Source organism: Halomonas sp., from assembly GCF_052095695.1.
In the GTDB taxonomy this organism is placed as follows: domain Bacteria; phylum Pseudomonadota; class Gammaproteobacteria; order Pseudomonadales; family Halomonadaceae; genus Vreelandella.
The window spans coordinates 1-23,774 of the sequence record NZ_JBQDLQ010000033.1 but is presented as its reverse complement, the minus strand read 5'-3'; the positions used below and the strand labels follow the sequence as shown (position 1 = coordinate 23,774).

Sequence of the window (23,774 nt, the reverse complement as noted above, 5' to 3'; positions counted from 1 at the left end):
TTAACAGCCGTCTTGCCGTACCGCTAATTTAGCCAGACGCTGAAACGAAAACAGCGCTTCCAACGGGTGCTCTCTACCTTCTATAAGCGCGCGCAGCAACGTTGCGCCAATCATGCTATAGCTTATGCCATTACCGCCATATGCCATGGCAAAGTGTACGCGCGGGCCAAACGCCTCGTGAGGGCCAAAAAAAGGCAGGCCATCTTCCGTTTCAGCAAAGGTGCCGCCCCATGAGAAGGTAGGATTCATATCAAGCCTTGGCCATAGCGCTTCTATCTTACGCGCCAAGCCCGCGGCTTTTTCTTCAACCCGAGCATCGCGACGCTTAGGAATATCTTCATCGTCGTCATCACCGCCTACTAGTAAGCGGCCGTCGCCGGTGCAACGCATATAAAGGTACGGGCGCGCTGATTCCCAAACCATCGTGTGGCGTAATATCCCTAACGCCTCAGGCGAAAGCGGGTCGGTGATAAAGGCGTAGCTGCTGCGATTGATCGCCACTTTCTCAGGCAGCCAGGCCTGTGACTCATACCCCGCCGCCATAATTAAGTGCTGGCAGCGCAGCGTAGCCCCATTAGTAAGCGTTAACGTCACGCCCTGCTCGTCAGGCGCCAGGGACGCCATTTGCGTGCGGTCGTATACCTCCCCTCCACGCTCGACAACGGCATTAAATAGCCGATAGGCCATACGATACGGATCAATACTGGCTGCCAGCTGGGTAAGAATAGCCCCAGGCGCCTCAAAGCCGTATTCCGCTAAAACGGCGTCACTGTCCAGCCATGTGGCATCAAATCCGTGCTTTTGGCGCAGCGCCAATTCCTCTTTGAGGACTGCCACATCCCCTTCGTGACTGGCAAAGTAGAGGCTCTTCTGGCGCTCAAAATCTACGTCGCCTAGCGCCACCGCCAGTGTTTCAATCTCGCCAATGGCCTGAGCACAGGCGCGGTAAGCGAGTACTGCATCGGCTTCTCCGTAGCGTTTAGCTAAATCGGTCATGTGCGTATCTATTTCGTATTGCAGCAATGCCGTACTCGCCGCAGAGCTACCCCACCCCACATCACGCTGCTCAATAACCACCACGTGATGGCCGTGCCGACTAAGCTCATCAGCGATTAAAGCACCGGTAATACCGCCGCCAATCACCACAACATCGCACGCATGATCGTGGGTAAGCTTGGGAAACGCTGTTAGCAAGCCGTTCTTGATCGCCCAAAAGGGGTAGCCACTTTTTAGATCCATCGGGTTGCCTATGCTGGAGAGACTTGCAGTATGCTGTTAACCATAGATGCATCCTTCAAAACGTGCTTGAGAAAACATGCCCAAGTAACTGCCACCACAAAAACAGGAGAGGCGCATGATTGATTTACGCAGTGATACGGTGACCCGCCCAACGCCCGCCATGAAAGAGGCCATGATGGCAGCTCCGGTAGGCGATGACGTGTGGGGCGATGACCCAACGGTCAACGCCTTTCAAGCAAATCTCGCCAAGCTGGCTGGGGCAGAGGCCGCGCTTCTATTTCCTAGCGGCACTCAAAGTAACCTCGTCGGGTTAATGGCGCACTGCGAACGCGGCGATGAGTATATCGTGGGGCAGTCGGCCCATACCTATCGCTATGAGGGCGGGGGTGCCGCGGTATTAGGCAGCATTCAACCCCAGCCGATTGAGAACGCCGCCGATGGCACGCTGCCGCTTGAGAAAATAAGCGCGGCCATCAAGGCTGATGATTTTCACTTTGCGCGCAGTAAACTTCTGACCTTGGAAAACACGATGGCCGGTAAAGTGCTATCGACAGATTACGTCATCGCAGCGACGAATTTGGCGCGTGAACGCGGGCTGGCGACACACTTAGACGGCGCACGACTGTTTAATGCTGCCGTCGCCACGAACACCCCACTGAAGCAGCTCTGCCAGCCCTTCGACAGCGTCTCTCTATGCTTTTCAAAAAGCCTTGGAGCACCAATGGGCTCAGCCCTGGTCGGCTCACGGGCGTTAATCAATAAGGCGCGCCGTTTACGCAAAATGGTCGGTGGCGGCATGCGCCAAGCAGGCATTATCGCCGCCGCCTGCCAGTATGCGCTGGACCACCACGTGGCTGATCTCAGCAATGACCACCGCCGCGCTGCACACCTAGCGGAAGGCCTAGCGAAACTGCCCGGCGTTGACATCACTTCCCAGGCCACCAACATGGTATTCGCACGCTTCCCTGACGCCCATATCCAGCCACTTTCCGCTTGGCTCAAAGAGCATGGCGTACTTATTGAGCTGCTTTACGCCACGCGTTTCGTTGTCCATCGCGATATCAACGATGCGGATATTGATAAGGTTATTGCGGTAATGAACGCTTACTTTAGCCAGCACTAAATGGTATCTCGTGGGGCTAGCGTGTTGATAAACCACTACAGCCGCCGGAGTCCCCACATAAAGTATGCGCCGCCAATCAAGGAGGCAACCAAGCCCGCCGGTATCTCATAGGGAAAAATTAGCTGGCGGCCTACCCAGTCGGCCAGCACCATCAACAGCATACCGATCAGCGCAGCGCCCAACAGGTGCTGCCCCGCTCGTGAGAAGCCGACTAAACGCGCCATATGTGGCGCCAGCAGGCCAATAAACGAAAGCGGCCCCACCACCAGCGTCGCGCAAGCGGTGAGCAGCGCTACCAGTAGCAACAGCGCTAAGCGAGCACGATTAAGCGTTACTCCTAGCGCGCGCGCCGTTGGTGCACCCAAGGGCATGATATCCAGCCAGCGGGTAAACGGCAGCGTGGCCAGCGCCAATACGGCCGCAATGCCGCCCACCACGACAGCATTGGTGATATCTACGTAATAGGTAGAACCTGCCAGCCAAGCAATCACCTGCTGGCCACGCGGGTCACCGCCTGCCAGCATCACGCTACGCACTGCATCGAAAAGAGCACTGATCGCAACGCCCGTCAGCAGCAAACGTTCCGGCAGAAAGCCGCTCTTGCGATTGATGCCCACCAGCACTAATAACGTTGCGAAAGCGCCCAGCGTCCCTACGCCTACTAACATCATATTGGTGGGTGCTGGCAGCAGAAAAACCCCTAAAACCAGCGCAATAGCACAGCCGCCACTGATGCCTAATACTTCAGGGCTGGCCATGGGGTTGGCCGAAAGGCGCTGAAGGATCGTCCCCGCAATCGCCAGCATTAAGCCGCTAGCCGCGGCCGCTATTATCCGAGGCAGGCGCCACTGCATCACGTTCCAGTTATCCGGCGCCAGCAAGTACCAGCCATCAACACCCTGGCCAACGAGCAGCCCAAGCAGCGTTGCCCCCAGTAGCGCTAACAGTAAGCCTGTTGCCAACCGTGAGGGAGCGGGATGACGGTGCACAAACACATTCACACTTTTCGGCGGCCGATCGCCCTGTAGTTTTAAACGTGGAATTAGCCACATAAGCAGCGGTGCGCCTAAAGCACCGGTGATGGCGCCAGTAGGAATCAATGTCGCGGCCATGCCAGAGAACTGCTGAAGAACCAGATCCGTAGTGGCAAGAAGTACCGCCCCTAAAAGCGTCGACCAAAGCAAGCGAGAGCCTAATTTGCGCGCCCCCGCCATGCGCACGATATTAGGTGCAGCCAAACCGATAAAACCAATGATACCCACCACGCTCACAATGCTACCGGTGATAAAAACAGCCAACCCCATCGCCGCGAAGCGCAGATAGGCAAGCGATACGCCCAGGCTTTTAGCGCTGGCATCATCTAACTCCAGCACCGCCAGTGGGCGCAGTAAAAACCACGCGACCACGCAGCTGATGGCCAGTCGAGGCCAGAGCATCGCGGCGCCGTCCCAACCGTTTTGCGCCAGTGAACCCGCACCCCAAATAAGCAGCCCGGAAAGCGCCTCATGGTTAAACAACAACAGTGCAGTCGCCAGGGCGCCGAGATACAGGTTGACCACCAGCCCTGAAAGTACAACCACCATAGGCGCTAGTCCACGACGCCAAGAAAGCAGAAATACCAGGCCAACCGCCAGCCCGCCGCCTAGCAAAGCGACCCATTCGCGCCCTATCACCAACAGCCCAGGTGCCAGCAATGTTGTCGTCATCAGCGCAAGATTAGCGCCTGACGCCACTCCCAAGGTGGTCGGCGATGCCAGCGGGTTGCGCAATACTTGCTGCATCAACACCCCAGCCAACCCCAAACCGCCACCGGCCAGAAGAGCAACCGAGAGGCGCGGCCACCACGCATAGTAAAGCAGCAGCTCGTTAACCTGCTCAAAGGAGGGTGCTACCAGCGCACGCAACCCCACTATAAAACCGCCCTGCTCTTGCAACGCCATATATAGCAGTACGGCCAGCGGCAGACTCAGTAACAGGCAGGTTTTGGCAGGCGATAAACCGCGCTTACTATAGGTACTGGATGTAACGCCTAACATAATGGTTTATCTCGTGTAACAGTCAGACACATGGCAGTGAGCCGTGCGGAAAGCAGCGGGAATATCCGCACCGCTAATGGAAAAGGTATTTTCTGAGCCCTAGCGCGCTTTAAACGCTAGCATTTGAAATACAATACATAATTCTAAATGATAACGATTAGCGCTACAATTAATACCCTTTATCCCGTGAGTACACGTTATGGCCGCAAAACAAAGCTACCGCATTTTCGATATTACGCTCTTGCGCCGCACTCACGTCAGCGCATCGCTTGTGAGGTTCACGTTTAGCGGCCCAGACGTCAGCCAAATGACCACCTACGCACCAGATCAGCGTATCAAGCTGTTCTTTCCCGAAGGCGGTGCCACGCTCGACCCGCTGTTTGAGATCGCCAAGCTCGCAGAGCATGACTGGTACAGCGCCTATCGCGCCCTGCCGGATGATCAGCGCCCTACTGCGCGAACGTACACTATTCGCGCCCTTCGCCCTGAATGTGCCGAGGTGGATGTTGAATTCGTACTTCACGGTGATACCGGCCCCGCATCGCGTTGGGCAACCCACGCACGTCCAGGCGACCGCCTCGCGATGACCGCCCCGGCTGCCGATGCGGAAGGCCCAAAACTAGGTTACGAATGGAAGCCGCCTCAGGGCGTGCGCCGCATTCTGATCATTGCTGACGAAACGGCCTTGCCAGCGGCGGCGGGTATCCTTGAAAGCCTTGATGAACTACCGTTGAAACCCAGAGTCGAGGCGCTATTTGAAGTACCTCGCAGTGACGATGTTCAGCCGCTGCCTCACGCCACCGAACTGCGCTGGCTAGCCCGCGATGCTGAACCTGGGTGCCAACACGGCGAACTGCTGATGGGAGCGCTGCACGATATTGATTTGCATCAAGAGATTGTTGCCCTGGGCGGGACGCCCTGTACAGCGACAGCCACTGATAGCAGCGTAGATGAACACAGCGAAGACGATGATGAACCGCTGTGGGAGCCCGCCGTCGTCGACAACAGCGCGCCTTTATACGTTTGGATTGCTGCCGAAACCAAGGTCGCTATGCGTCTGCGTCGTTACTTAATCAACGAGCGCGGTCTGCCCAAAAAATACGTGACCAGCATGGGCTATTGGCGCCTGGGCAAGGCCAACGGTTAAAGAATCACGGAGAACCATGACGCTGAATATTGATGCCCTCAGCACCGTGAAGGGCAACGCCCAGCGCTGGCGAGATAGCACCGCAAGCTTTGGATACGTAAGCCGAACGCTTCATTGGGTCACCGCCGCGCTGGTGACACTACAGTTTACTGTTGTGCTCGCCTGGAAAGGGCTGGGCGAAAACGCCCTGACGCTGATGCTAGCGAGTATTGGGCCTCACGGGTCCTTAGGCATTTTAATACTTCTGGTGACCTTAGTGCGCATAGGCTGGGCATGGCATAACCGACAGCATCGCCCGCCCCCACCACCGGGAATAAGCGGCATCCTCTCGCGAAGTGCTCATTGCGCCTTCTACACACTGCTGATCGTACTACCTGCTATTGCCCTACTACGCCAGTATGGCCGTGGTGGCGTATTACAGTTCTACGGCATGCAGATACTGCCAGAAGCAGAGCGCGACATCGCCTGGATGATGGCCCCCGCGGGATTTCTTCACAGTCCGCTATCATGGCTGCTGTTGGCGCTAATCATCGGCCACGTAATAATGGCACTGGCTCATCGTTTTTGGGTTAAGGACAAGATAGTGGCGCGCATGATGGGTTAAGCAAACCGAGTGCATGGAAATTTTTATTGTCGTCACAAGGTTAAAAATGAGAACCATTAGCACTAGAATGCAACCCTTTATATCTATTCCATCGTCAGGAGTCATTCATGTTCGAGGTCAAAGGCACCACCTTTGAAATCAATGGTAAGCAGATTTTAAATCCCATTGACCACAGCTTTCATGAGGGTAAGGTCTACGGCCTAATTGGGCATAATGGCTCAGGCAAATCGACGCTGATAAAGTTAATGGCGCAGCAGCAGCCGACTAGTCAAGGTGACATCCATTTTGATCAACGCCCGTTGAGCGACTGGGGTAATCGCGAGTTTGCTCGCCAAGTGGCTTATTTACCTCAGCACTTGCCAAGTGCCGAAAACCTGACGGGGCGTGAGCTCATAGCGTTTGGCCGCTACCCTTGGCATGGGCTACTGGGTCGCCATAGCCAGAAAGATGCTGACGCCGTGGAGCGCGCCATTGCGTTAACCCACACTGAAGATTTTGCCGACCGCCTGGTCGACACGCTCTCCGGCGGTGAACGCCAGCGCGTATGGCTGGCCATGCTACTCGCCCAGGGCAGTCGGTTTCTGCTGCTCGATGAGCCGTTAGCAGCGCTCGATATCGCTCACCAAATGGACGTATTAGCACTGATCCGCAAACTGTGTGATGAGCTAAACCTTGGCGTTATTATCGTGCTGCACGACATCAATATGGCATCGCGCTACTGTGATGAACTGATGGCCCTGCACAGCGGGCGCTTACTCGCCCACGGCACGCCTAGCGAGATGATGTGCAGTAGCACATTAGAGGCTATTTATGGATTGCCCATGCAGGTCATGAAACATCCTAACGGAGAACACAATATCGCCGTTGCCCAATGACACGTCGCCTTCGCAACGGGCTATTCGCGTTGATCTGCCTGAGTTCTCTCTCTAATCAGGCCATCACCTCAGCCACTATCGTGACGCTGGACTGGACGATTGCCGAAACATTGATAGCCCTAGACAATCCGCCCGTAGGGTTAGCAGAGATTCCCCAGTATCAACGCTGGGCCGGCGCCGAGCAGCTACCGCCAGGCGTTGTTGACGCTGGTCTTCGGGCACAGCCCAACCGCGAGTTAATGGCTCAGCTAGCGCCAGATCATATTTTGCTTTCGCCACTGTATATGCGCTTAAGCGAACAGCTTAGTAGCGTTGCCCCCGTGACCGCGCTAGACACCTACCAGCTCGGCGAGCCCTTGTGGCAACGCCTTGAGCGCACGACCCACACCTTGGCTGCGCTGAGCGGCAGCGAGGATGCAGCGGTCGCGATGATCAATGCCTTAGAAACGTATTTGGATCAGCAAAAAACGCAGTTAGAAGAGCAGCCATCGCTACTGGTTGTGCAGTTCATCGATGCGCGCCATCTACGCGTATTTGGCGAACACAGCCTTTTTCAAGCGGTACTCGAACGCTTGGGGCTGAGCAATGTTTGGCAGCATCCGACCAACCAGTGGGGCTTTTCAACGGTGGCGCTAGAGGAGTTGATGCCCTATCCCGATGCGGCCATTGTCGTCGTCGAGCCACTGCCCGCGGGGATGAGCGACCATTTTTCGGGCACTGCACTGTGGCCGCACCGGCCCGCGGTGCTGGCTGTTGGGGTTATTCGCCTCCCGGGGTTTTGTTTTTTTGGTGGGTTCCAATCTGCAGCGCGCTTCGCTGAGTTACTCAGCGAAGCGCTACTAGCTCGTTGATCAGAGCCCTTTGCAGGAAGATTAAAAGTCTAATGCAGCAGATAGTTTGACCGTACGAGGCTCGCCTTGAGTCAGATAACCGCCGGTCGCAGAGGCCCAGTAGTTTTCATCGGTGAGGTTTTCGATATTGGCACGCAGGGTGAGCGTGTTTGTATTTAGCGGCATCGCGTAGCGAACGCCGAGATCCCAGCGGGTCCAGGCGTCGACCTCAAGCTGGTTCGCGGGGTCTAGATACTGACTGCCGTTACGTACCGCGCGCCCACTCAATGTCCAGCCCGGCGCCTGAGGAATATCCCACTCGCTGCCGACCACTAAGCGGTAGTTGGGTACGCCCACCGCATCGTTGCCTTGATTAGCGCCATCATCGGTGCGAACCAACTCAGGATCAATCCACATAGCACTGCTTAGCAAACGCAGGCCTTCCACCGGTTCGCCGTACACACTGAGCTCTACGCCACGATTACGCTGCTCGCCGTAATAGCCAAAAATGCCGGTCTCAGCGTTAATAAAGGCATTGGGCTGCTCGATTTCAAACAGACTCAAACTCCCGCCGATAGTCCCCAAATCCAGCTTAGCACCCACCTCGTTTTGCTCGGCCTCGACCAAGCCAATGCTCTGGCCCGCGTTTAACGCTCTTGTTGGCGCAGTGTCGCCCGGCTGGAGCGCTTCAATATGATTGGCGTAAAGCGATAATCTATCCGTCGGTTTCACCACGATGCCATACACGGGCGAAAGGCGCGTATCGCTAAAGCGAGTATCAAAGTCACCATCATAGTCATAGTTGGTGACCTCGACCTCCTGGTAGCGCGCGCCTAGCGTGAAGAGCAGGCGATCATCCATAAAGCCCAACGTATCGGACAGCGATACGCCGTTGTTGCGCGTCCGGCTACGTAAATTGGGGTCGTTCATATCTCCACCCGCAAACGCAGGCTCGCGTACGGCAATGTCAGCCGGCCGGTAGATATTGGACGGCTGACCGGGTGAGGCTAGCTCATAGGCCGAGCGCGCCGTGCGATAGACGCTTGAATAGCCAAGATCCAGCTGGTGACTCACCGCGCCGGTGTCAAACGCTCCACGCAGCCCCGCTTGGCCACCGACACTTTCCGCACGGTAAGGCACGCGCATCTGACCAATGGTTGAATCACCTTGCGCATTGTTTACCGTTGACGATACATAAAGTCCGCTTTCGCGCGTGTTGTTGCCACCGAGAGCGGCGTACGCGGTCCAACTGCCGGTGATGTCGTACTCTCCACGCAGCATCGCGAAATTGGTGCGCAAATCGGTATTCGCCCACTCAGGGGAATAGTTGGCATCCGCTGAGGGTGCATTGGGAACCGTCGTTAGCCCCGCGCCAGCATAGACTACCGAACGGCCACCGTTGACGTTATGCGTTTGATGGCCAATATCTAACGAAGCGCGGCCACGGTCACCGCGATAATCGAGCCCAACCACGGCAGACGTTGCCCGTCGCTCTTCATCGTTGATCGCGGTATCGCCGCGACCGCGCACAACGTTAGCGCGCACGCCAAATCGATTCTCATCACCAAAGCGGCGCCCAACGTCTATGCCGCTTTCCACATAGCCGCTGCCCGTCACCCCGGTGGTCAGTCGCGTCAGCGGCGCATCCGCAGCGCGTTTTGGCTCAATATTGATCGCCCCACCCACACCCGAGCCACTAGGTGAAACGCCGTTAGCAAACGCATTGGCGCCTTTAAACAGCTCGACGCGCTCAGCAATATTCGTCGCGACTACCTGGCGAGGTAATACGCCATAAAGCCCACCGTAAGAGATATCTTCGCCATCCAGTTCAAAGCCACGAATCTGAAACTTCTCAGCATAGTTACCGTAGCCATAACCACTTTGCACCGACGCATCGTTAATAAGCACATCGGCCAGCGTGTCCGCCTGCTGATTATCAATAAGCTCAGCGGTAAACCCAATGACGTTGAACGGCACATCGGCAGCATTACGCTGCCCCCAGGCGCCAATGCGCGCCCCAGTAGCCACCTGCCCCCCGGCAAACGCGGGCGACGGCGTATCACCGTGCGCGGTCGCCTCCCCTATCACCGTGACAGTATCAAGCGAAGCATGATTGCCGGAAGATGCTTGCGCCCAAACGATCGTGGGCATCGGCAGCGCTCCCAGTAACACAAAGGTGAGCGTGCGCCAGGAAGGGGAAGACAGCGACATGAAGTGGGTTCCTCAGTATCGATAAACAGCGAGCAGCGGGTGCTAAAAATATAGCGGGGATGCAAATGCTACAGCAAAACAAAATTATTTTCATTTGATATTAAAACGCACTTAACATACGCCCCACTATTCAACTGAGATGCATTACCGTTTAAAGTGAATGCCTTGTTATTCACCCAGCGCCCAGTGTTGGAGTTCGTTTATGTCCCTTGCCCTGCGTCAACCACAAACCTTCGAACCTTCATTAGCTGCCTGCTACACAGGGCCGTTAGCCAACTTTACGCCACCCCTTATTGGCGGCACGCCCCCGCTGGAAGCCTTTAACGCTGCCCGCTGGCGCGATACCCATTGGCTGAAAGAAGATATCGCCCGCATGGCGGAGCAATACCCAGGTGGGGACCTGCGAGCAGTCGTCTCTATTTGGTCGAAATGGCATTTCAGCGCGCTGGCACTGCCGACGCTGGTGGCCAACCTGCTGCTTAATCGTGAACTGCCGGTGGGACTAAATGATGTTCAGGTCGTCCTTAACGACAAGGGCTGTACCTCACGGCTGTGGCTGCCTCACGAAGGCACGCCATTAACCAGCCACGCCCCGTATGAACGCTTTGCGAGGCTAATCGAGCAGCACTGGACACCGCTAATTGAACAGCTAGCGGCCATTTCCGGCTCAGCACCGCGGGTATTTTGGAGTAATGCAGGGAGCTACATCGATCATTTCATCAATGTGTTGGCTGGGCATCCTCTCGTCAACGAAGGCGCCCTTGAAGCAGCCAAAGCCCTGCTAGCAACACGTACCTTGGCAAACGGTAAACGCAATCCGCTCTTTCAACCGGTCCGTTACGTTCAGCCTAATGGCAGCGAAGAGGTAAAGCGGGTGCGCAAGCTGTGTTGCCTGCGCTACCTGCTGGATGAATTTGGCACCTGCGGCACCTGCCCGCTTGAAGCCTGCAATATGGAAGCAGGCAAGCGTGCCCGAACCAAGCAAACTGCTTGCTAACTGAGCGGCTTTTATCAGAAGAATCGGCAAGCGATGGCCAGTCGATCTAGATATTAATTTGCGCCACCGCGTCTTCGCTAGCCAGCGCCCGTTGCTCGCCTTTAAGCTCGCTTAATTGCCCCTTCGACATTTCCAACAGCCGGTCGGCATGTTCGAAATAGCTATCGTCATGGCTGATAGCAAACACCGTGATACCCATATCGCGCAAATGTGGCAACAGCTCACGATAGAACAAACGGCGAAACTGCGGATCCTGATCGGCGGCCCACTCATCTAACAATAAGATTTCCCGCTTTTCAGCAATCGCGAGCAGCAGCGCCAAACGCTTACGCTGTCCTTGTGACAGCTGCGTATTGGTGACTCGCCCCCCCTCCCACTGCAGTTTATGCTGCATTTGCAGCCGCTCTAGCCACGTCGCCACCGTTTGTGGATCAGCGGGTAAACCACCCGGGCCCATGGCTTGATCAAACTGATAAAAATCGGTAAACACGCTTGCAAAACGCGCTCGAAAGGCGTGCCATTGAGACGGCGTTAGCACCTGGCCGTCCACCTTTATTTGGCCACTTTGGGGCCGATAGAGCCCCGTTAATAGCCGCGCCAACGTCGACTTACCACTACCGTTGCCCCCAATCAGAAATACCTGCTCTCCGCGCTCCAGCGTCAGGCTGACAGGGCCTACGTGAAATCCCTCCCCCTGTGCACTGGCCGGGTAGTGATAGCTGACGTCGACCAGCTCAAGCCGTTGCCAGTCGTGCAGCGAATCGTCGACGCCAAAGCCTGGCTGGTAATCGGCAAGCTCCAGACTTGCCAGCTTATCAAAGGCCACCTGCGCGCTAATCAAGGTAGGCCACGCGCCAATGGCTTGAATCAAGGGAGTGCGTAAAAACAGCAGCGCTAGCGCAAACGTGGCGGCGACGGCAGGCGTTGCCCAGCCCAGCCCGTTAGCCATAAAGAAAACCACGCCAATGGCCCCAAGCATCATAATATTGGACCAGTTGCCGGCGCTTAGATGATAGGTATCGGCACGAATAATGTGATAGAGATAATCACGGGCATTAGCAGTATAGGTTTCGTTGAAAAAGCGCTGCGCACGATCGCGGTTGAGCGCAAGCTCTTTACGCCCTTCAATCGCCGATTGATAGTCTTTATATAAGCGGTCTTCACTTTCACGCACTAAGCGAAAATGGCGATAGACCCGCGACACCAACACCCAGCCCACCCCCATGGTGAATGCTATCCACAGCACGGTAATCACCACCATTTGCGGCGATAGCCAAGCCAGGTAAGCGATTGAAGCCAGCGTTAAGGCCACCCCTTGAATCAGCTCTGGCAGGCGCACAAATCCGATAGTGATATTTCGCACATCGCTCGATAAACTGGCAAGCAGCGTGGCATTGCCCAGTTGCTCCAGGCGCTCGATATCGCTATCCAGGATACGCTTCACCAAGCGTGAGCGCAGGTCAAAGACAAAGTGATGTCCAAGCACGGTCAACGCCAGCTGTGTCGCCAGCGTGATGGCGAGTAATAATGCCAATAAGCCCAAAAATTGCGGCAACGCGGCCAAACTGCCTACTTCAATCAGCCGCTGATTAATAAACGCAATGATGCCCACCCCTAAGCCGGCACTTAACAGGCTCAAACCTATCGCGCCCAAAAATGGCCAGCGATAGTGATGAAATACTAAGCGCACCAGCTCCATGGGAATTTTCACCTTGTAAATAAAGAGCGCTGCAGTTTGACGTACTGCCCGGCGATGTCAATAAAGGCATCAAATCGCGCTTACCTGTAAACTAGGTGGATGGCATGATTCCCATTCATCACGGGCAATGCATAAAAGCGGTGTATAAAAGGCGCATAACCGCCACGGCTACACCCTCAGCTAGTCGTTAAAATAACCAAGGAGACCCCATGCACTCAGTGAGGGCCCCGTTTACCCAGCACCAGCGCTACATTAGGAATGTTTCATGACAGCCACTTACCGCGACGGGCCGATCATCACCTCGCTGTTGGATACCGACTGGTACAAGATCACCATGATGCAGGGGGTACATCACAAATACCCCAATGCCAGTGTTACCTGGGAATTCCGGTGCCGTAATTCAGAAGATTTGGCGCCGTACCTTAGCGAGATTCGCGATCAGATCGATCAGCTAGGCACCCTCAAGCTCAGCGTCGAGGAATCGGCTTATCTCAGCACAATTAACTATCTCACGCCGGACTTTATACGCTTCCTAGAACTGTTTCGTTTCCGTCCCGAATACGTTGACGTGTTTATGGAAGAGCAGGAGCTGTGCATCATCATCGACGGCCCCTGGTCGCACAGCATACTGTTCGAAATCGTGTTATTGGCGATTATCAGTGAAGTACGTAACCGCGTACTCTACCCTGATATCACCATTGAGCAGGCGGTGAATCAACTGCGCTATAAGCTCGATACACTGCGTGACAACTACACCTCCGAACAGTTGGCAGGTCTGAACCTTGCAGACTTTGGCACCCGCCGTCGGCTTTCTCAGCCGGTGCAGGAAGCCATCATCACGGTATTGAGCCAGGAATTCCCAGGCAACTTCGTGGGCACCAGCAATGTCGATATCGCCAGGCGCCACGGGCTAGCCCCCATGGGTACGATGGCCCACGAATGGGTAATGGCACATCAGCAGCTCGGTAGTCGTCTCATCGATAGCCAGCGCGCGGCGCTGGAAGCCTGGGTTCAGGAATACCGCGGACATCTTGGTATCGCACTCACCGATACCATCACGCTGGACGCCTTCCTGCGCGATTTCGATCTGTATTTTGCCAAGCTTTTCGATGGACTTCGCCACGATAGCGGCGACCCGCTGCACTTCGCGGAAAAATGCATCCAGCACTATAAAACATTGGGCATCGATCCCCGCAGCAAGACACTGATCTTTAGCGATTCGCTAACGTTCGATAAGGCAATGGCGCTTAAGACAACATTGGAAGGCAGAATCAAAACAAGCTTTGGGATTGGCACTACGCTTACCTGCGACGTGCCCGGCCTAAAACCGATGAACATGGTGATTAAGATGGTGGCCTGCAACGGCCAGCCGGTGGCCAAGATCTCCGATGAGCCCGGCAAGACGTCATCACGAGATCAAGGCTTCGTCAAATATCTTAAGCGGGTATTTCAGGTAGAGCATTGAGGCCAACGAAAAAGCAGGAGCAGGGCCAGACGTAGCCCCGCCCCCGCTTTTGACGCCGTTACGTTACCGCTCAGCCGGCGGCAACGTAACGGCACGCTCGCCCTGTTCAATCAAACAGGCTCATCCGCGTCATCACGCTGTCGCGCTTGACTCGCCAATGGAACAGCGCCCCCGCGACGTGCAGAACCACCAACCCTAAAATGATCCAGGCTAGCCATCCATGCCATATAAACAGCTGCTCGGATAGCTGCTCATGACGGCCGATTAATCCTGGAAGCTGCCACTTGAAAAACTCCACCGGAAAGCCTCCGCTTGCCGTCGCGGCCCAGCCCACTATCGGCATAATAATCAGTGCCAAATACAGCAAGTGATGCACGCTTGTGCTGACGATACGCTCAAAGGCATTCAGCGACGGTGAATGGTCCGGCACCACAAAGGCTAGGCGCGTAATGACGCGCAGCGTCATAAGCAGCAAGATCAACACGCCGAGCGTTTTATGGCTGGCATATAGCAAATTGGTAAGCGCGCTCCCCATCAAGTCGAGAATACGGTCAAAACCTACCAAACCTAATGTTAAGCCACTGGCCAATGAGAGTAGTAGTGCCCCAGCGACTAGCCAGTGTAGTACCCGATGCGGGTAAATATAGTGATCCAGTTCGTGCATGCCATGCTCCTAACCGCCAATTTATTTGCTTATCATTCTAGTCAGTAACGCCTCCTCACGCTGATTAAAGCATTGCGCCACGTTCAACGCTAAACGTTACTTACCTCATAGCGCTTGTTCAGCTGCGGCTAGCTGCTCGCGGATCAACTCTCCTAAACGACGCGCCGGCTCCGAAGGGCGATGCGGCGCACGGTGAAGTGCCAACTCAATCATTGGTAGCGCGGGCAGCCCGCTACTCTCATCTAAGGGCCGTAAGGATGGTGTCAGCATGCTGCGGGTGACCACCACCACCGCAAGCCCAGCCGTCACGATAGGCGCTAACCCCGCCATAGACTGGCTGGTATAGGCAACTCGCCAACTGCGCCCCGCCGCCTGCAGCGCCTGCTCGGCCACTTCACGAAACACATCAGCGCCAGGGGAATAGAGCGCCAGCGGCAGTGGGTCACTGAGCAACGGCTGCTGATTCACGCCCACCGCCCATACCAACGGCTCGCGACGGATGACATCGCCACCGGGGGAGTTGCGCTGGCGCGTGACTAAGGCCAAATCTAACTCTTTGGCCTTAACTTGCTCAACAAGCAGTGCGCTGGTGCCACAAATAACCCGCAAGCCAACTGACGGATAAAGCTGATGAAAGTAAGCAAACACGGAGGGCAATAACGACGCGTAATCTTCAGGAATCCCCAGGGTAAGATCACCGGTGACTTGACGCGCCTGCATGTCGCTCCACGCTTCGTCGTTAAGCGCCAACAGGCGGCGCGCGTGGCTAAGCAAACGCTCGCCTTCCGATGTAAAGCGTATTCGTCGCCCTTCTCGCTCATGAAGGGTAAGCGTTAACTGCGCTTCTAATCGCTGTAGCTGCATGCTGACCGTCGACTGCGTGTAATCCAAGCGCTTAGCCGCGGCGGTCACGCTACCGGTATCAGAAATGGTCACTAGCGTACGCAGCAAGGTGAGATCCAACGTCGGTGCGCGCATATATCATAAACCTTGATAAATACTATCAATAAAGATTGATATTGTGATGCATTGGCAATAAGTATGCTGCTCTACACATGCTTAAATCAAGGAGATCGCACATGCATCCCGTTCACGCCCCCGTCATATTTCCACGCTGGTACAGCATTGGCGCGGCGCTGGTGGCCGTGATGCTTTGGAGTGCGGCGCCGCTGCTGGCTGAATTCGCCAAGGCCACGCCACCCCTGCAGCTAACGGCGGTAACGCTATTAGCTGGGGCACTAGCAACGCTCCCCTTAAGCCGTCGCGTCAATGTCGCGGCCAGCGGCGTTGGCTGGCAGTTCAGCATCTGGGTAGGCGTTCCGTTGCTCATTTTGGGTGCGGTGAGCACGTACTTTATTGGCATGCGTTTAGCGCCTGCCGCTGAAGCGGCGCTGGTTACTTATACCTGGCCTGTGCTGTTTGTATTACTCACCCAGTGGAGTCGCTGTGGCCGCTTACGCTTAGCCGGGGTTTTAGGCGCACTGATTGCATTTTCAGGTGCAGCACTGCTACTCGTGCCTCAAGCGATCAGTGGCGGTCTAGGTGGCGCTACCACTGGCTACGCCTTGGCACTTTTAGCGGCTTTTTGCTGGGCTATTTATTCATGGTTGAGCCAGGCAGCGCCGGTGGCACTTACGCCGCTATTACCTAGGCTGCTGCTTGTTGCTAGCGCTATCGCCGCAGGCGCTAGCCTGCTATTAGAAGGGCACATTGCGCTACCCAGTGGCGAAGCACTTTTGGCAGGTATCGCGCTGGGGCTAGGTCCGTACGGGATAGCGATGGTGGCCTGGGATAAAGCCCTTCGCTGGGGGCACACCAGCTTGGTAGGCAGCCTTGCTTACGGCGTGCCCATTTTAGCCGCCCTGCTGCTGGTCTTGGCAGGAATGAGCGTTCTTGACTGGCGCCTGCCTGCGGCGGCGATACTGGTCGTCGCTGGCTGCATCAAAGCAGGCCGTTAGCGGCCGTATGTTAAGACAAATGAAAACGCCCTTGTCGCGATCAGCGGCAAGGGCGTTATTGACTGCGTCAAAAGCGTGGGGAAATCACATATCTGGCGCAATATCCGCAGCTTCAGCATCAACGTTCAGTTCAAACAAACCGCTGCCTGCGGTGCTATATCCGCGTGCACTCACGGTATAAGTTCCCGGCAGCAGTTGCTCCTGCAACTGCGAATCGGTACCGCCTGCACCATCATCGTCACTTGCAGCAACGCCTGGGCCGTTAATTTCTAAAAAGGTATCAAAGTCTGAAGAACGCATGACAATCGTCACCAGTGAGCTTTCCTCGAGCGTGAGCTCGTAAGCAAGCGGCTCACCGCTGTACCAGCCATTTAACGTCTCGCCAGGCGTGAGCGCGCCTTCGTTTTGCAACTCAACGTCATCGGGCAATTCACGCGGCTCAACGGCAAGCGTGAATAGACCGCTGTCGGAACCATAGGCCGTGCGTGCCGTTAACTGATAGGTGCCGGGGGCTAAAAAGTCAGCAATGCGCGCATCCAGGTTACCTGCACTATCGTCATCTTCGCGGTAGTAGCCATTGGGGCCTTCTAAGACCAGGTAGGAATCAACTTCGCTGGAGCTCATCTCAATCTGGTACATACCGGCTTCTTCAATCTCTAGCTCATAGCTAAGATCTTGACCGCTGTACCAGCCATTGAAGGACTCATTGGGCGCAATAGGACCATCATTGCGCAGCTCACCATCGCCTGGCAGCTCACGCGGCTCTGCCGTTAGCGAGAACAAGCCATTGCCATCGCCATAGGCAGTGCGTGCGCGTAGCGTGTAATCACCCGGGGCAAGAAAATCCGAAATGCGTGCGTTTAAAGCACCAGCACTATCGTCATCTTCACGCAGATAGCCGTTGGGGCCTTCCAACACTAGATAGGCATCGAAGTCATCGGCACGCATATCTATTTGATACATGCCGGCCTCTGCGATCGTTAGGGTAAATTCGCGGGCTTCGTTATTGAGCCAACTATCGATAGGCGCATCAACGGTTAGCGTATCGGAATCACTGAGCTCGATAGTACGACCATTAACACTAAACGGACCGTAGCTATGCGCATCAGCACCGCTCACAACCACTACATAATCACCGCTCTCCTCAATGCGCTGGCGTAGCGTTGGCGCACTTGCCAGGAGCTGCAGCTGATCATCATACAGAGCCACTACGCCCTGCAATGCGCCACGCAGTGAAATTTCGACTAAATCTTCTGCTTCCAACGTCATGACATAGCGTAAAAAGCGGCTGCCATCTTTACCGTTGAGCTCGCTAGCCGACGTTATTTCACCGTTCATACGCTCGTTAAGCCTAAATCTTTCCAATCCAGCAATAGCCGCAGAAGGTTTGCCGTCAGTCCCATTAACGTTTTCGACGGGCGTCGTGTCAGTTGACGACCCCTGCAAAGGAATAACTTGAGCGGCCAAAAAACCAACGACAGCGCCGCCAACAGCGACAAGTACAAAACCCAAAGAAGAAGATTTAGCCATGAATGATTTCCTATTACGTCGCAATGACAATCATTAATTAATGCAGCAACTGTAAGTATAAGGTGCTTACGCTATTCAAGTGAGCGTTTCATGAAAAACACTGTATTTCAGTCACGCTATCATTGACACAGTTCCTGCACAATTTGGTAAGTGGCTGAAATTCAAGGTCGCATAAGGCAAGTATAAAAATCTCGAATATGAACCTAATTGCACCGATCTTCTTAAAGCTTGCCGAGCTTAAGCGACACGGGTACTATCATTGGGCCTATAAGGCACCTCATCAAGAGTGCGGAATTCGTGACACGCAAAACTGAGGTACTCCCATGGGAGCCAGAAAAAGACTGACTCGAACGATTTGCTTGGCAGCGATCGTAACATTTAGCGCTGCCAACAGTGCCTTTGCACACGAAACAGAAATACAGGAAGGCATCGCATCGTTTTATAGCGACCGCTTTCAGGGAGCCACCACTGCTAGTGGGGAACCCTTTGACCAACAAGCATTAACGGCGGCTCATCCAAGCCTGCCTTTTGGAACGAAAGTACTGGTGACACGCCCGGATACTGGGCAAGCAGTAGAAGTGTTGATCAATGACCGCGGCCCGTTTGTGCAAGGGCGAATCATTGACTTATCTAAACGCGCGGCGGTTAAGCTTGGCATGCTCCGACGCGGTACGGCACCGGTGATGGTAACGCTGTTGGATTAACGGATAACACATTCTTGGTTGGTGTGTGATACCCCTTAGCCTAATCAATGCGACAGCACACGAAGTATCGTAACAGCAGCATATAGACAGGGCGACCAGCAATGGATCGCCCTGTTTTTTGTGCGTTCTGTGTCGAAATGCGCATTGTCATACATTGACGAACTTGCCAGCAGACCAATGGTCTCTATGCTACAAGGAACACCGCACGCGTCGTACAACGCGTAATGTTCATCATGTAACGTATTCGCAGGAGACATTTATGCAGTCGCGCTTTTACACGCTTACCGTTTATCCCAACGGCCTGCCCAACCGCTCTCTGTTCGCGCTTGAGACACAAACGTTACCTGACCTTGCCGAAGGCGAAGTGCGTATTCGCAATCACTGGCTGTCTGTTGACCCCTACATGCGTGGCCGCATGAGTGGCTTGCGCACCTATGTCGAACCATTTGAAATTGGTAAACCGATGGAAGGCGGTGCGATTGGCGAGGTCATCGAGTCCCACGATTCACGCTTTAAGGTCGGTGATAACGTCAGTCACATGGGTGGTTGGCGTGATATTGCTCAGCTTCCCGCAGAAGGACTCACGCCCTTACCGGAAAATGATGTGCCTGAACAAGCATATCTAGGTGTTCTAGGAATGCCCGGCATGACTGCCTGGACCGGCCTCAACCTGATAGCCGAATGCAAGCCGGGCGACAACGTTTTAGTGAGCGCCGCCAGCGGCGCGGTTGGCTCGCTGGCCGTTCAGCTAGCGAAAGTAAAGGGCTGCCATGTCGTTGGCATTGCGGGCGCGGCTCATAAGCTCGCATGGCTTGAATCATTAGGCGTTGAGCCTGTCAGCTATCAAAACCGGACCGCGCAAGAATTAAGCGATGCGATCAAACTTGCCAGCCCTAACGGCATCGACGTGTATTACGAAAACGTGGGCGGCATCTGCCTTGAAGCAGCGCTCAGCCAGCTAAATGAAGGTGCGCGCATCGCCGTATGCGGCATGATCGATAGTTACAACGCTGAAGCGCCAGCGCCCGGCCCCAGCAACCTTTCTCAACTGGTGATTCGCAAAGCTAAGCTGCAGGGCTTTATCGTTGCTGATCACTGGTCAAGCTACCCGTACTTCCTAAACGAAGTGACTCCTCAGGTAGCGGCAGGCAAGCTGACTTATAAAGAAACCGTCAAAGAAGGCCTAGAGAGTGCGCCCGATGCCTTCCTTGCGCTGTTTGAAGGTGGCAACATCGGCAAAATGCTGGTTAAGCTATAACTCGCTCGCCTGCGGTGTTGCGGTAACGTGCTCCCCTCAGAAAAAAATCAAACCGTTAGACCAATAGCGGCTTGATTACTAAAATAGCCACTCAGCAGGTGTGTCTTAACCCATCGACAGCGCCGATGGGTTAAAGCGCGTTGTTGGCATGTTGCTTGTCTATCTAAATCAAGCAACGTTAGTACGTTTTCATAAGGGGACATCTCATGAAAGAAAGCACGCGTGACCACTGCAAATGGCCAGTTATCATCGCTGGCCTTGTTTTATTGATAGTGGGCTTGGTTCTCGCCGTTGGCGGCGGAAAGCTAATCAGCCTGGGCGGCAGCGCCTACTACTTAATCGCCGGATTGAGCATTATCGCGTGCGGCATTTTATTCATCTTGCGCCGAGGCGCCGCTCTCTGGCTCTACGCGCTGGTACTTTTAGCCACCCTGGGCTGGGCACTTTGGGAAGTGGGCTTGGACTGGTGGCAGTTGGTTCCTCGGGTCGCGATCCTCTGCTTAATAGGCATTTTGCTACTGCTTCCCTGGTGGCGTAAGCCGCTCCATTCGCGCGGCGGCAGCTTGGCACTGATGGCCAGCATTAGCGCGGCGATTATTGTGGCCATCGCCAGTCAGTTCAGTGATCCCGGCACGCTCAAAGGCTCCCTAGCGACAAGCAGCACATCCGATGCCGACATTGTGAACCCCGCCCAGGTGGCAGGTGACGACTGGCCTGCCTACGGCGGCACCAATGCTGGCACTCACTACTCCTCGCTTAATCAGATAACGCCTGACAACATTGGCGAGCTCAAAGAGGTATGGCGCATTCAAACCGGCGACCAGGCGGGCTCTAATGCGCCACCCGAAATTACCAATCAGAATACGCCGCTAAAAGTGAACGACAGCCTGTATATCTGCACCTCGCACAGCCGTGCCATGGCACTCTCTCCTGAAACGGGCAAAACCCTTTGGGAGTTCGACCCGGAAATTAGCACCCAGGGGGCAGATGACTTCTCCAGCTGGGCGCACATGACCTGCCGCGGCCTCGCCTACTACAATGCAGCCAACTACTCTTCTAACGCCACGCCTAACGACGACGACGCCACTAACGTAGCGGCAGACAGCGCACCGGCAAGCGATACGGCAATGTCTTTTAATATCTTCGATAACAACGATATTTTCAGCCTGGATCTTTCTTTTCTGTCGCTGATGTTTGGCACTACAGAAGATAGCTCTACTCCCGCAATGCTGAGCGCCACGGATGTCATGTGTCCACGCAGACTCTACTTGCCAACGGCAGATGCCCGCTTGATCGCCTTGAATGCCGATACTGGCGAACGCTGTGCTAACTTTGGCGATAACGGCGAAATTGATCTGACTAATAATATTGGCGATTTTGCACCGGGCGGCTACTACTCGACCTCCCCTGCCACGGTGACCGAGAACCTGATAATTCTGGGTGGTCATGTCACCGATAATAGCTCCACCGATGAGCCATCTGGGGTTATTCGTGCCTTTGATGTGCACACCGGCGAGCTGGTATGGAACTGGGATAGCGGTAATCCAGACGACACCGTTCCATTGGCTGAAGGCGAAACCTACACCCGCAACTCACCCAACGTATGGGCGCCGATCAGCGTTGACGAAGAGCTTGGCCTGGTTTATCTGCCCATGGGCAATGCCACCCCCGATCAGTATGGCGCCGACCGTACAGAAAATGACGAAACCTATAGTGCAGGCTTAGTAGCACTCAACCTGGACGATGGCCAAGTTGAATGGGTTTATCAGTTTGTACACCATGACTTATGGGATATGGATACCCCCGCCCAGCCGGTGCTGATAGATCTAGCCACCAACGACGGCACACAGCCTGCGGTCATCCAGCCAACCAAGCAGGGCAGCCTGTATATATTAAATCGCCAAACCGGCGAGCCGCTTGTTCCTATCGAAGAAGTGTCCGTCCCTCAAGGCGCTGTAGAAGGTGATTGGACGGCTGAAACCCAGACTCAATCGGCGCTGAACCTACTGCCGCCGCCACTCACCGAACGTGACATGTGGGGCGCGTCACCGTTTGATCAAATGATGTGCCGCATTCAATTCAACTCATTGCGCTATGAAGGCCAATACACCCCGCCTTCGCTGGAAGGCAGCATTATCTATCCAGGCAATGTGGGTGTGATGAATTGGGGCGGAGTGGCGGTTGACCCTGAGCGTCAAGCGCTGTTCACCGGAGCTAAATACCTAGCGTTTGTGTCCACGCTGATCCCGCGTGACGAGGTGGAGGAAGCTCAAGGCTCTGCCAGCGAACAGGGCTTACAGCCTAATGAAGGCGCGCCCTACGCAGTTGAGCTCGGCCCGCTGCTTTCCGTATTAGGCCTTCCCTGCCAAGCACCCTCGTGGGGCAACGTGGCTGGGATTGATCTACAAAACGCAGAGGTCGTTTGGCAGCACCGCAATGGCACAACACGCGACAGCATGCCGTTCGGGCTACCGATTGGCTTGAAGGTAGGGGTGCCTGCGCTTGGCGGCCCATTAACCACGGCGGGCGGAGTGTCATTCTTGAGCGGCACGCTGGATCAGTATCTGCGTGGTTACGATATCACCACTGGCAAAGAGCTATATAAAGCGCGTCTGCCTGCCGGCGGCCAGGCTACCCCAATAACCTATACCGGCGCAGATGGGCGTCAGTATGTGGTCGTTACGGCGGGAGGCCACGGCACCTTTGGTACAAAAATGGGCGACTATGTCATTGGCTACGCGCTACCGGAATAATGCGCGAAGTAAAACGTTAACCATGCTCAGCTTCGCTTTTTTTAGCGGCTCGCATTGGTAACGACAAACAGAACGGGCGGCCTAAGGGCCGCCCGTTCTGTTGATGGAAAGTGGAGAATAGTAAGTGGAGAATAAGCGCCTAGGCCATTCTCAGCGCAGCGCTTATTAGTACCTCAATTGCAGGGCTAGAACCTTACTTCCACTCCGCCATACACACTGCGTCCTGGCGCGGGCTCGTAAAAACGTCCAAAGGTGCCGTTCAGGCGCACGTTAGCGAAATGCTCCTCATCAAGTAGATTACGTATGCCGACATAGGCATTCAGCCTGGTGTCGCTGCCCAGCGCCCAGCCATCCCCCACCCGCAAATTGACCAGCCAATAGCTATCAACTTCCGTTTCGTTAGCGTTGTCTGCGACCATATCGCCCACGTACTGGGTTTCAAGCGTTGCAAAGCGTTCATCAAGGCCTTGCCAACTTAGCTGATTGACCCATGTTTGCTCGGGCAAACCGGGAATACGATTGCCATCAAAACGCTCAGTTGGCGTTGCAAAACCATCAAATTCGTAGCGCGCCAGCGTTAAGGCGCTGTCCAATCGCCACTGGCTAGCTAACTGCCAACCTAGCGCCAGCTCAATCCCATCACGGTCGGTATCGCCCGCGTTTTGGTAGAAAGTACGAGCA

General features: G+C 55.1%; 19 protein-coding genes. 11 read left to right on the top strand and 8 right to left on the bottom strand.

From position 1 onward, the window contains the following. Positions 1–1,239: an NAD(P)/FAD-dependent oxidoreductase gene (locus ACTH5D_RS08695; RefSeq protein ID WP_441670259.1), complete on the bottom strand. Its 1,239-nt coding sequence runs from the start codon at positions 1,237–1,239 to the stop codon at positions 1–3. A 115-nt stretch (positions 1,240–1,354) separates the two neighbouring features. On the opposite strand from ACTH5D_RS08695, the gene ltaE reads away from it, so the two are divergent. Then, positions 1,355–2,362, top strand: coding sequence for a low-specificity L-threonine aldolase (gene ltaE, locus ACTH5D_RS08690; RefSeq protein WP_441670257.1), 1,008 nt, complete (start codon positions 1,355–1,357; stop codon positions 2,360–2,362). A 35-nt stretch (positions 2,363–2,397) separates the two neighbouring features. Here the strand turns inward: ltaE and fhuB are convergent, their stop codons facing one another. Next, a complete protein-coding gene (gene fhuB, locus ACTH5D_RS08685; RefSeq protein ID WP_441670255.1) occupies positions 2,398–4,398 on the bottom strand; it encodes a Fe(3+)-hydroxamate ABC transporter permease FhuB in 2,001 nt (666 codons plus the stop codon). Positions 4,399–4,597: 199 nt separating this feature from the next. On the opposite strand from fhuB, the gene ACTH5D_RS08680 reads away from it, so the two are divergent. The 4 genes from ACTH5D_RS08680 to ACTH5D_RS08665 all read left to right on the top strand — a co-directional run bounded on the left by ACTH5D_RS08680 (position 4,598) and on the right by ACTH5D_RS08665 (position 7,875). Then, positions 4,598–5,545, top strand: a complete 948-nt coding sequence (locus tag ACTH5D_RS08680) for a siderophore-interacting protein (protein ID WP_441670253.1) — start codon at positions 4,598–4,600, stop codon at positions 5,543–5,545. A 16-nt stretch (positions 5,546–5,561) separates the two neighbouring features. Next, the gene (locus ACTH5D_RS08675) at positions 5,562–6,149 is read left to right on the top strand and encodes a cytochrome b (RefSeq protein ID WP_441670251.1); all 588 of its coding nucleotides are present in this window, start codon (positions 5,562–5,564) and stop codon (positions 6,147–6,149) included. Positions 6,150–6,256: 107 nt separating this feature from the next. Beyond that, positions 6,257–7,024, top strand: coding sequence for an ATP-binding cassette domain-containing protein (locus ACTH5D_RS08670; protein ID WP_441670249.1), 768 nt, complete (start codon positions 6,257–6,259; stop codon positions 7,022–7,024). Then, positions 7,021–7,875: an ABC transporter substrate-binding protein gene (locus ACTH5D_RS08665; RefSeq protein WP_441670247.1), complete on the top strand. Its 855-nt coding sequence runs from the start codon at positions 7,021–7,023 to the stop codon at positions 7,873–7,875. Before ACTH5D_RS08670 ends, ACTH5D_RS08665 begins: the two co-directional genes overlap by 4 nt. A gap of 21 nt (positions 7,876–7,896) precedes the next feature. Here the strand turns inward: ACTH5D_RS08665 and ACTH5D_RS08660 are convergent, their stop codons facing one another. After that, a complete protein-coding gene (locus ACTH5D_RS08660; protein ID WP_441670245.1) occupies positions 7,897–10,065 on the bottom strand; it encodes a TonB-dependent receptor in 2,169 nt (722 codons plus the stop codon). Positions 10,066–10,267: 202 nt separating this feature from the next. On the opposite strand from ACTH5D_RS08660, the gene fhuF reads away from it, so the two are divergent. Next, positions 10,268–11,062, top strand: a complete 795-nt coding sequence (gene fhuF / locus ACTH5D_RS08655; protein WP_441670243.1) for a siderophore-iron reductase FhuF — start codon at positions 10,268–10,270, stop codon at positions 11,060–11,062. 46 nt (positions 11,063–11,108) lie between these two features. Here fhuF and ACTH5D_RS08650 read toward each other — a convergent pair whose 3' ends face one another. Then, a complete protein-coding gene (locus ACTH5D_RS08650) occupies positions 11,109–12,761 on the bottom strand; it encodes a multidrug ABC transporter permease/ATP-binding protein (protein ID WP_441670241.1) in 1,653 nt (550 codons plus the stop codon). Positions 12,762–13,026: 265 nt separating this feature from the next. Here ACTH5D_RS08650 and pncB point away from each other — a divergent pair, with 265 nt between their 5' ends. Then, complete coding sequence (gene pncB, locus ACTH5D_RS08645) at positions 13,027–14,226, top strand: nicotinate phosphoribosyltransferase (RefSeq protein WP_441670239.1); 1,200 nt, start codon at positions 13,027–13,029, stop codon at positions 14,224–14,226. Positions 14,227–14,332: 106 nt separating this feature from the next. On the opposite strand, the gene ACTH5D_RS08640 is transcribed toward pncB, so the two are convergent. Together ACTH5D_RS08640 and ACTH5D_RS08635 are read right to left on the bottom strand one after the other, a co-directional pair. Continuing rightward, positions 14,333–14,890, bottom strand: coding sequence for a cytochrome b (locus ACTH5D_RS08640; RefSeq protein ID WP_441670237.1), 558 nt, complete (start codon positions 14,888–14,890; stop codon positions 14,333–14,335). Between the two features lie 105 nt (positions 14,891–14,995). After that, entirely contained in the window at positions 14,996–15,868 is an 873-nt protein-coding gene (locus ACTH5D_RS08635; protein WP_441670235.1) for a LysR substrate-binding domain-containing protein, read from the bottom strand. A 101-nt stretch (positions 15,869–15,969) separates the two neighbouring features. Between ACTH5D_RS08635 and ACTH5D_RS08630 the strand changes: the two genes are divergently transcribed. Further along, positions 15,970–16,848: a DMT family transporter gene (locus tag ACTH5D_RS08630; RefSeq protein ID WP_441670233.1), complete on the top strand. Its 879-nt coding sequence runs from the start codon at positions 15,970–15,972 to the stop codon at positions 16,846–16,848. 84 nt (positions 16,849–16,932) lie between these two features. Here the strand turns inward: ACTH5D_RS08630 and ACTH5D_RS08625 are convergent, their stop codons facing one another. Next, positions 16,933–18,378, bottom strand: a complete 1,446-nt coding sequence (locus tag ACTH5D_RS08625) for a hypothetical protein (protein WP_441670231.1) — start codon at positions 18,376–18,378, stop codon at positions 16,933–16,935. A 323-nt stretch (positions 18,379–18,701) separates the two neighbouring features. Here ACTH5D_RS08625 and ACTH5D_RS08620 point away from each other — a divergent pair, with 323 nt between their 5' ends. The 3 genes from ACTH5D_RS08620 to ACTH5D_RS08610 all read left to right on the top strand — a co-directional run bounded on the left by ACTH5D_RS08620 (position 18,702) and on the right by ACTH5D_RS08610 (position 23,093). Continuing rightward, positions 18,702–19,082, top strand: a complete 381-nt coding sequence (locus ACTH5D_RS08620) for a septal ring lytic transglycosylase RlpA family protein (RefSeq protein WP_441670229.1) — start codon at positions 18,702–18,704, stop codon at positions 19,080–19,082. Positions 19,083–19,341: 259 nt separating this feature from the next. Further along, on the top strand, positions 19,342–20,340 hold the full coding sequence (locus tag ACTH5D_RS08615; RefSeq protein WP_441670227.1) for an NADP-dependent oxidoreductase: 999 nt from the start codon (positions 19,342–19,344) through the stop codon (positions 20,338–20,340). Positions 20,341–20,546: 206 nt separating this feature from the next. Continuing rightward, positions 20,547–23,093 (top strand): glucose/quinate/shikimate family membrane-bound PQQ-dependent dehydrogenase, encoded by a 2,547-nt coding sequence (locus ACTH5D_RS08610; protein ID WP_441670225.1) that lies wholly within the window; start codon positions 20,547–20,549, stop codon positions 23,091–23,093. Positions 23,094–23,278: 185 nt separating this feature from the next. On the opposite strand, the gene ACTH5D_RS08605 is transcribed toward ACTH5D_RS08610, so the two are convergent. Continuing rightward, on the bottom strand, positions 23,279–23,774 hold a 496-nt coding region (locus ACTH5D_RS08605; protein ID WP_441670223.1), incomplete at its 5' end, for a TonB-dependent receptor domain-containing protein.

Excerpts from the sequence above, each read along its gene's own strand:
- ACTH5D_RS08695 (WP_441670259.1), bottom strand. The coding sequence starts at position 1,239 with ATGGATCTAAAAAGTGGCTACCCCTTTTGGGCGATCAAGAACGGCTTG.
- ltaE (WP_441670257.1), top strand. The coding sequence starts at position 1,355 with ATGATTGATTTACGCAGTGATACGGTGACCCGCCCAACGCCCGCCATG.
- fhuB (WP_441670255.1), bottom strand. The coding sequence starts at position 4,398 with ATGTTAGGCGTTACATCCAGTACCTATAGTAAGCGCGGTTTATCGCCT.
- ACTH5D_RS08680 (WP_441670253.1), top strand. The coding sequence starts at position 4,598 with ATGGCCGCAAAACAAAGCTACCGCATTTTCGATATTACGCTCTTGCGC.
- ACTH5D_RS08675 (WP_441670251.1), top strand. The coding sequence starts at position 5,562 with ATGACGCTGAATATTGATGCCCTCAGCACCGTGAAGGGCAACGCCCAG.
- ACTH5D_RS08670 (WP_441670249.1), top strand. The coding sequence starts at position 6,257 with ATGTTCGAGGTCAAAGGCACCACCTTTGAAATCAATGGTAAGCAGATT.
- ACTH5D_RS08665 (WP_441670247.1), top strand. The coding sequence starts at position 7,021 with ATGACACGTCGCCTTCGCAACGGGCTATTCGCGTTGATCTGCCTGAGT.
- ACTH5D_RS08660 (WP_441670245.1), bottom strand. The coding sequence starts at position 10,065 with ATGTCGCTGTCTTCCCCTTCCTGGCGCACGCTCACCTTTGTGTTACTG.
- fhuF (WP_441670243.1), top strand. The coding sequence starts at position 10,268 with ATGTCCCTTGCCCTGCGTCAACCACAAACCTTCGAACCTTCATTAGCT.
- ACTH5D_RS08650 (WP_441670241.1), bottom strand. The coding sequence starts at position 12,761 with ATGGAGCTGGTGCGCTTAGTATTTCATCACTATCGCTGGCCATTTTTG.
- pncB (WP_441670239.1), top strand. The coding sequence starts at position 13,027 with ATGACAGCCACTTACCGCGACGGGCCGATCATCACCTCGCTGTTGGAT.
- ACTH5D_RS08640 (WP_441670237.1), bottom strand. The coding sequence starts at position 14,890 with ATGCACGAACTGGATCACTATATTTACCCGCATCGGGTACTACACTGG.
- ACTH5D_RS08635 (WP_441670235.1), bottom strand. The coding sequence starts at position 15,868 with ATGCGCGCACCGACGTTGGATCTCACCTTGCTGCGTACGCTAGTGACC.
- ACTH5D_RS08630 (WP_441670233.1), top strand. The coding sequence starts at position 15,970 with ATGCATCCCGTTCACGCCCCCGTCATATTTCCACGCTGGTACAGCATT.
- ACTH5D_RS08625 (WP_441670231.1), bottom strand. The coding sequence starts at position 18,378 with ATGGCTAAATCTTCTTCTTTGGGTTTTGTACTTGTCGCTGTTGGCGGC.
- ACTH5D_RS08620 (WP_441670229.1), top strand. The coding sequence starts at position 18,702 with ATGGGAGCCAGAAAAAGACTGACTCGAACGATTTGCTTGGCAGCGATC.
- ACTH5D_RS08615 (WP_441670227.1), top strand. The coding sequence starts at position 19,342 with ATGCAGTCGCGCTTTTACACGCTTACCGTTTATCCCAACGGCCTGCCC.
- ACTH5D_RS08610 (WP_441670225.1), top strand. The coding sequence starts at position 20,547 with ATGAAAGAAAGCACGCGTGACCACTGCAAATGGCCAGTTATCATCGCT.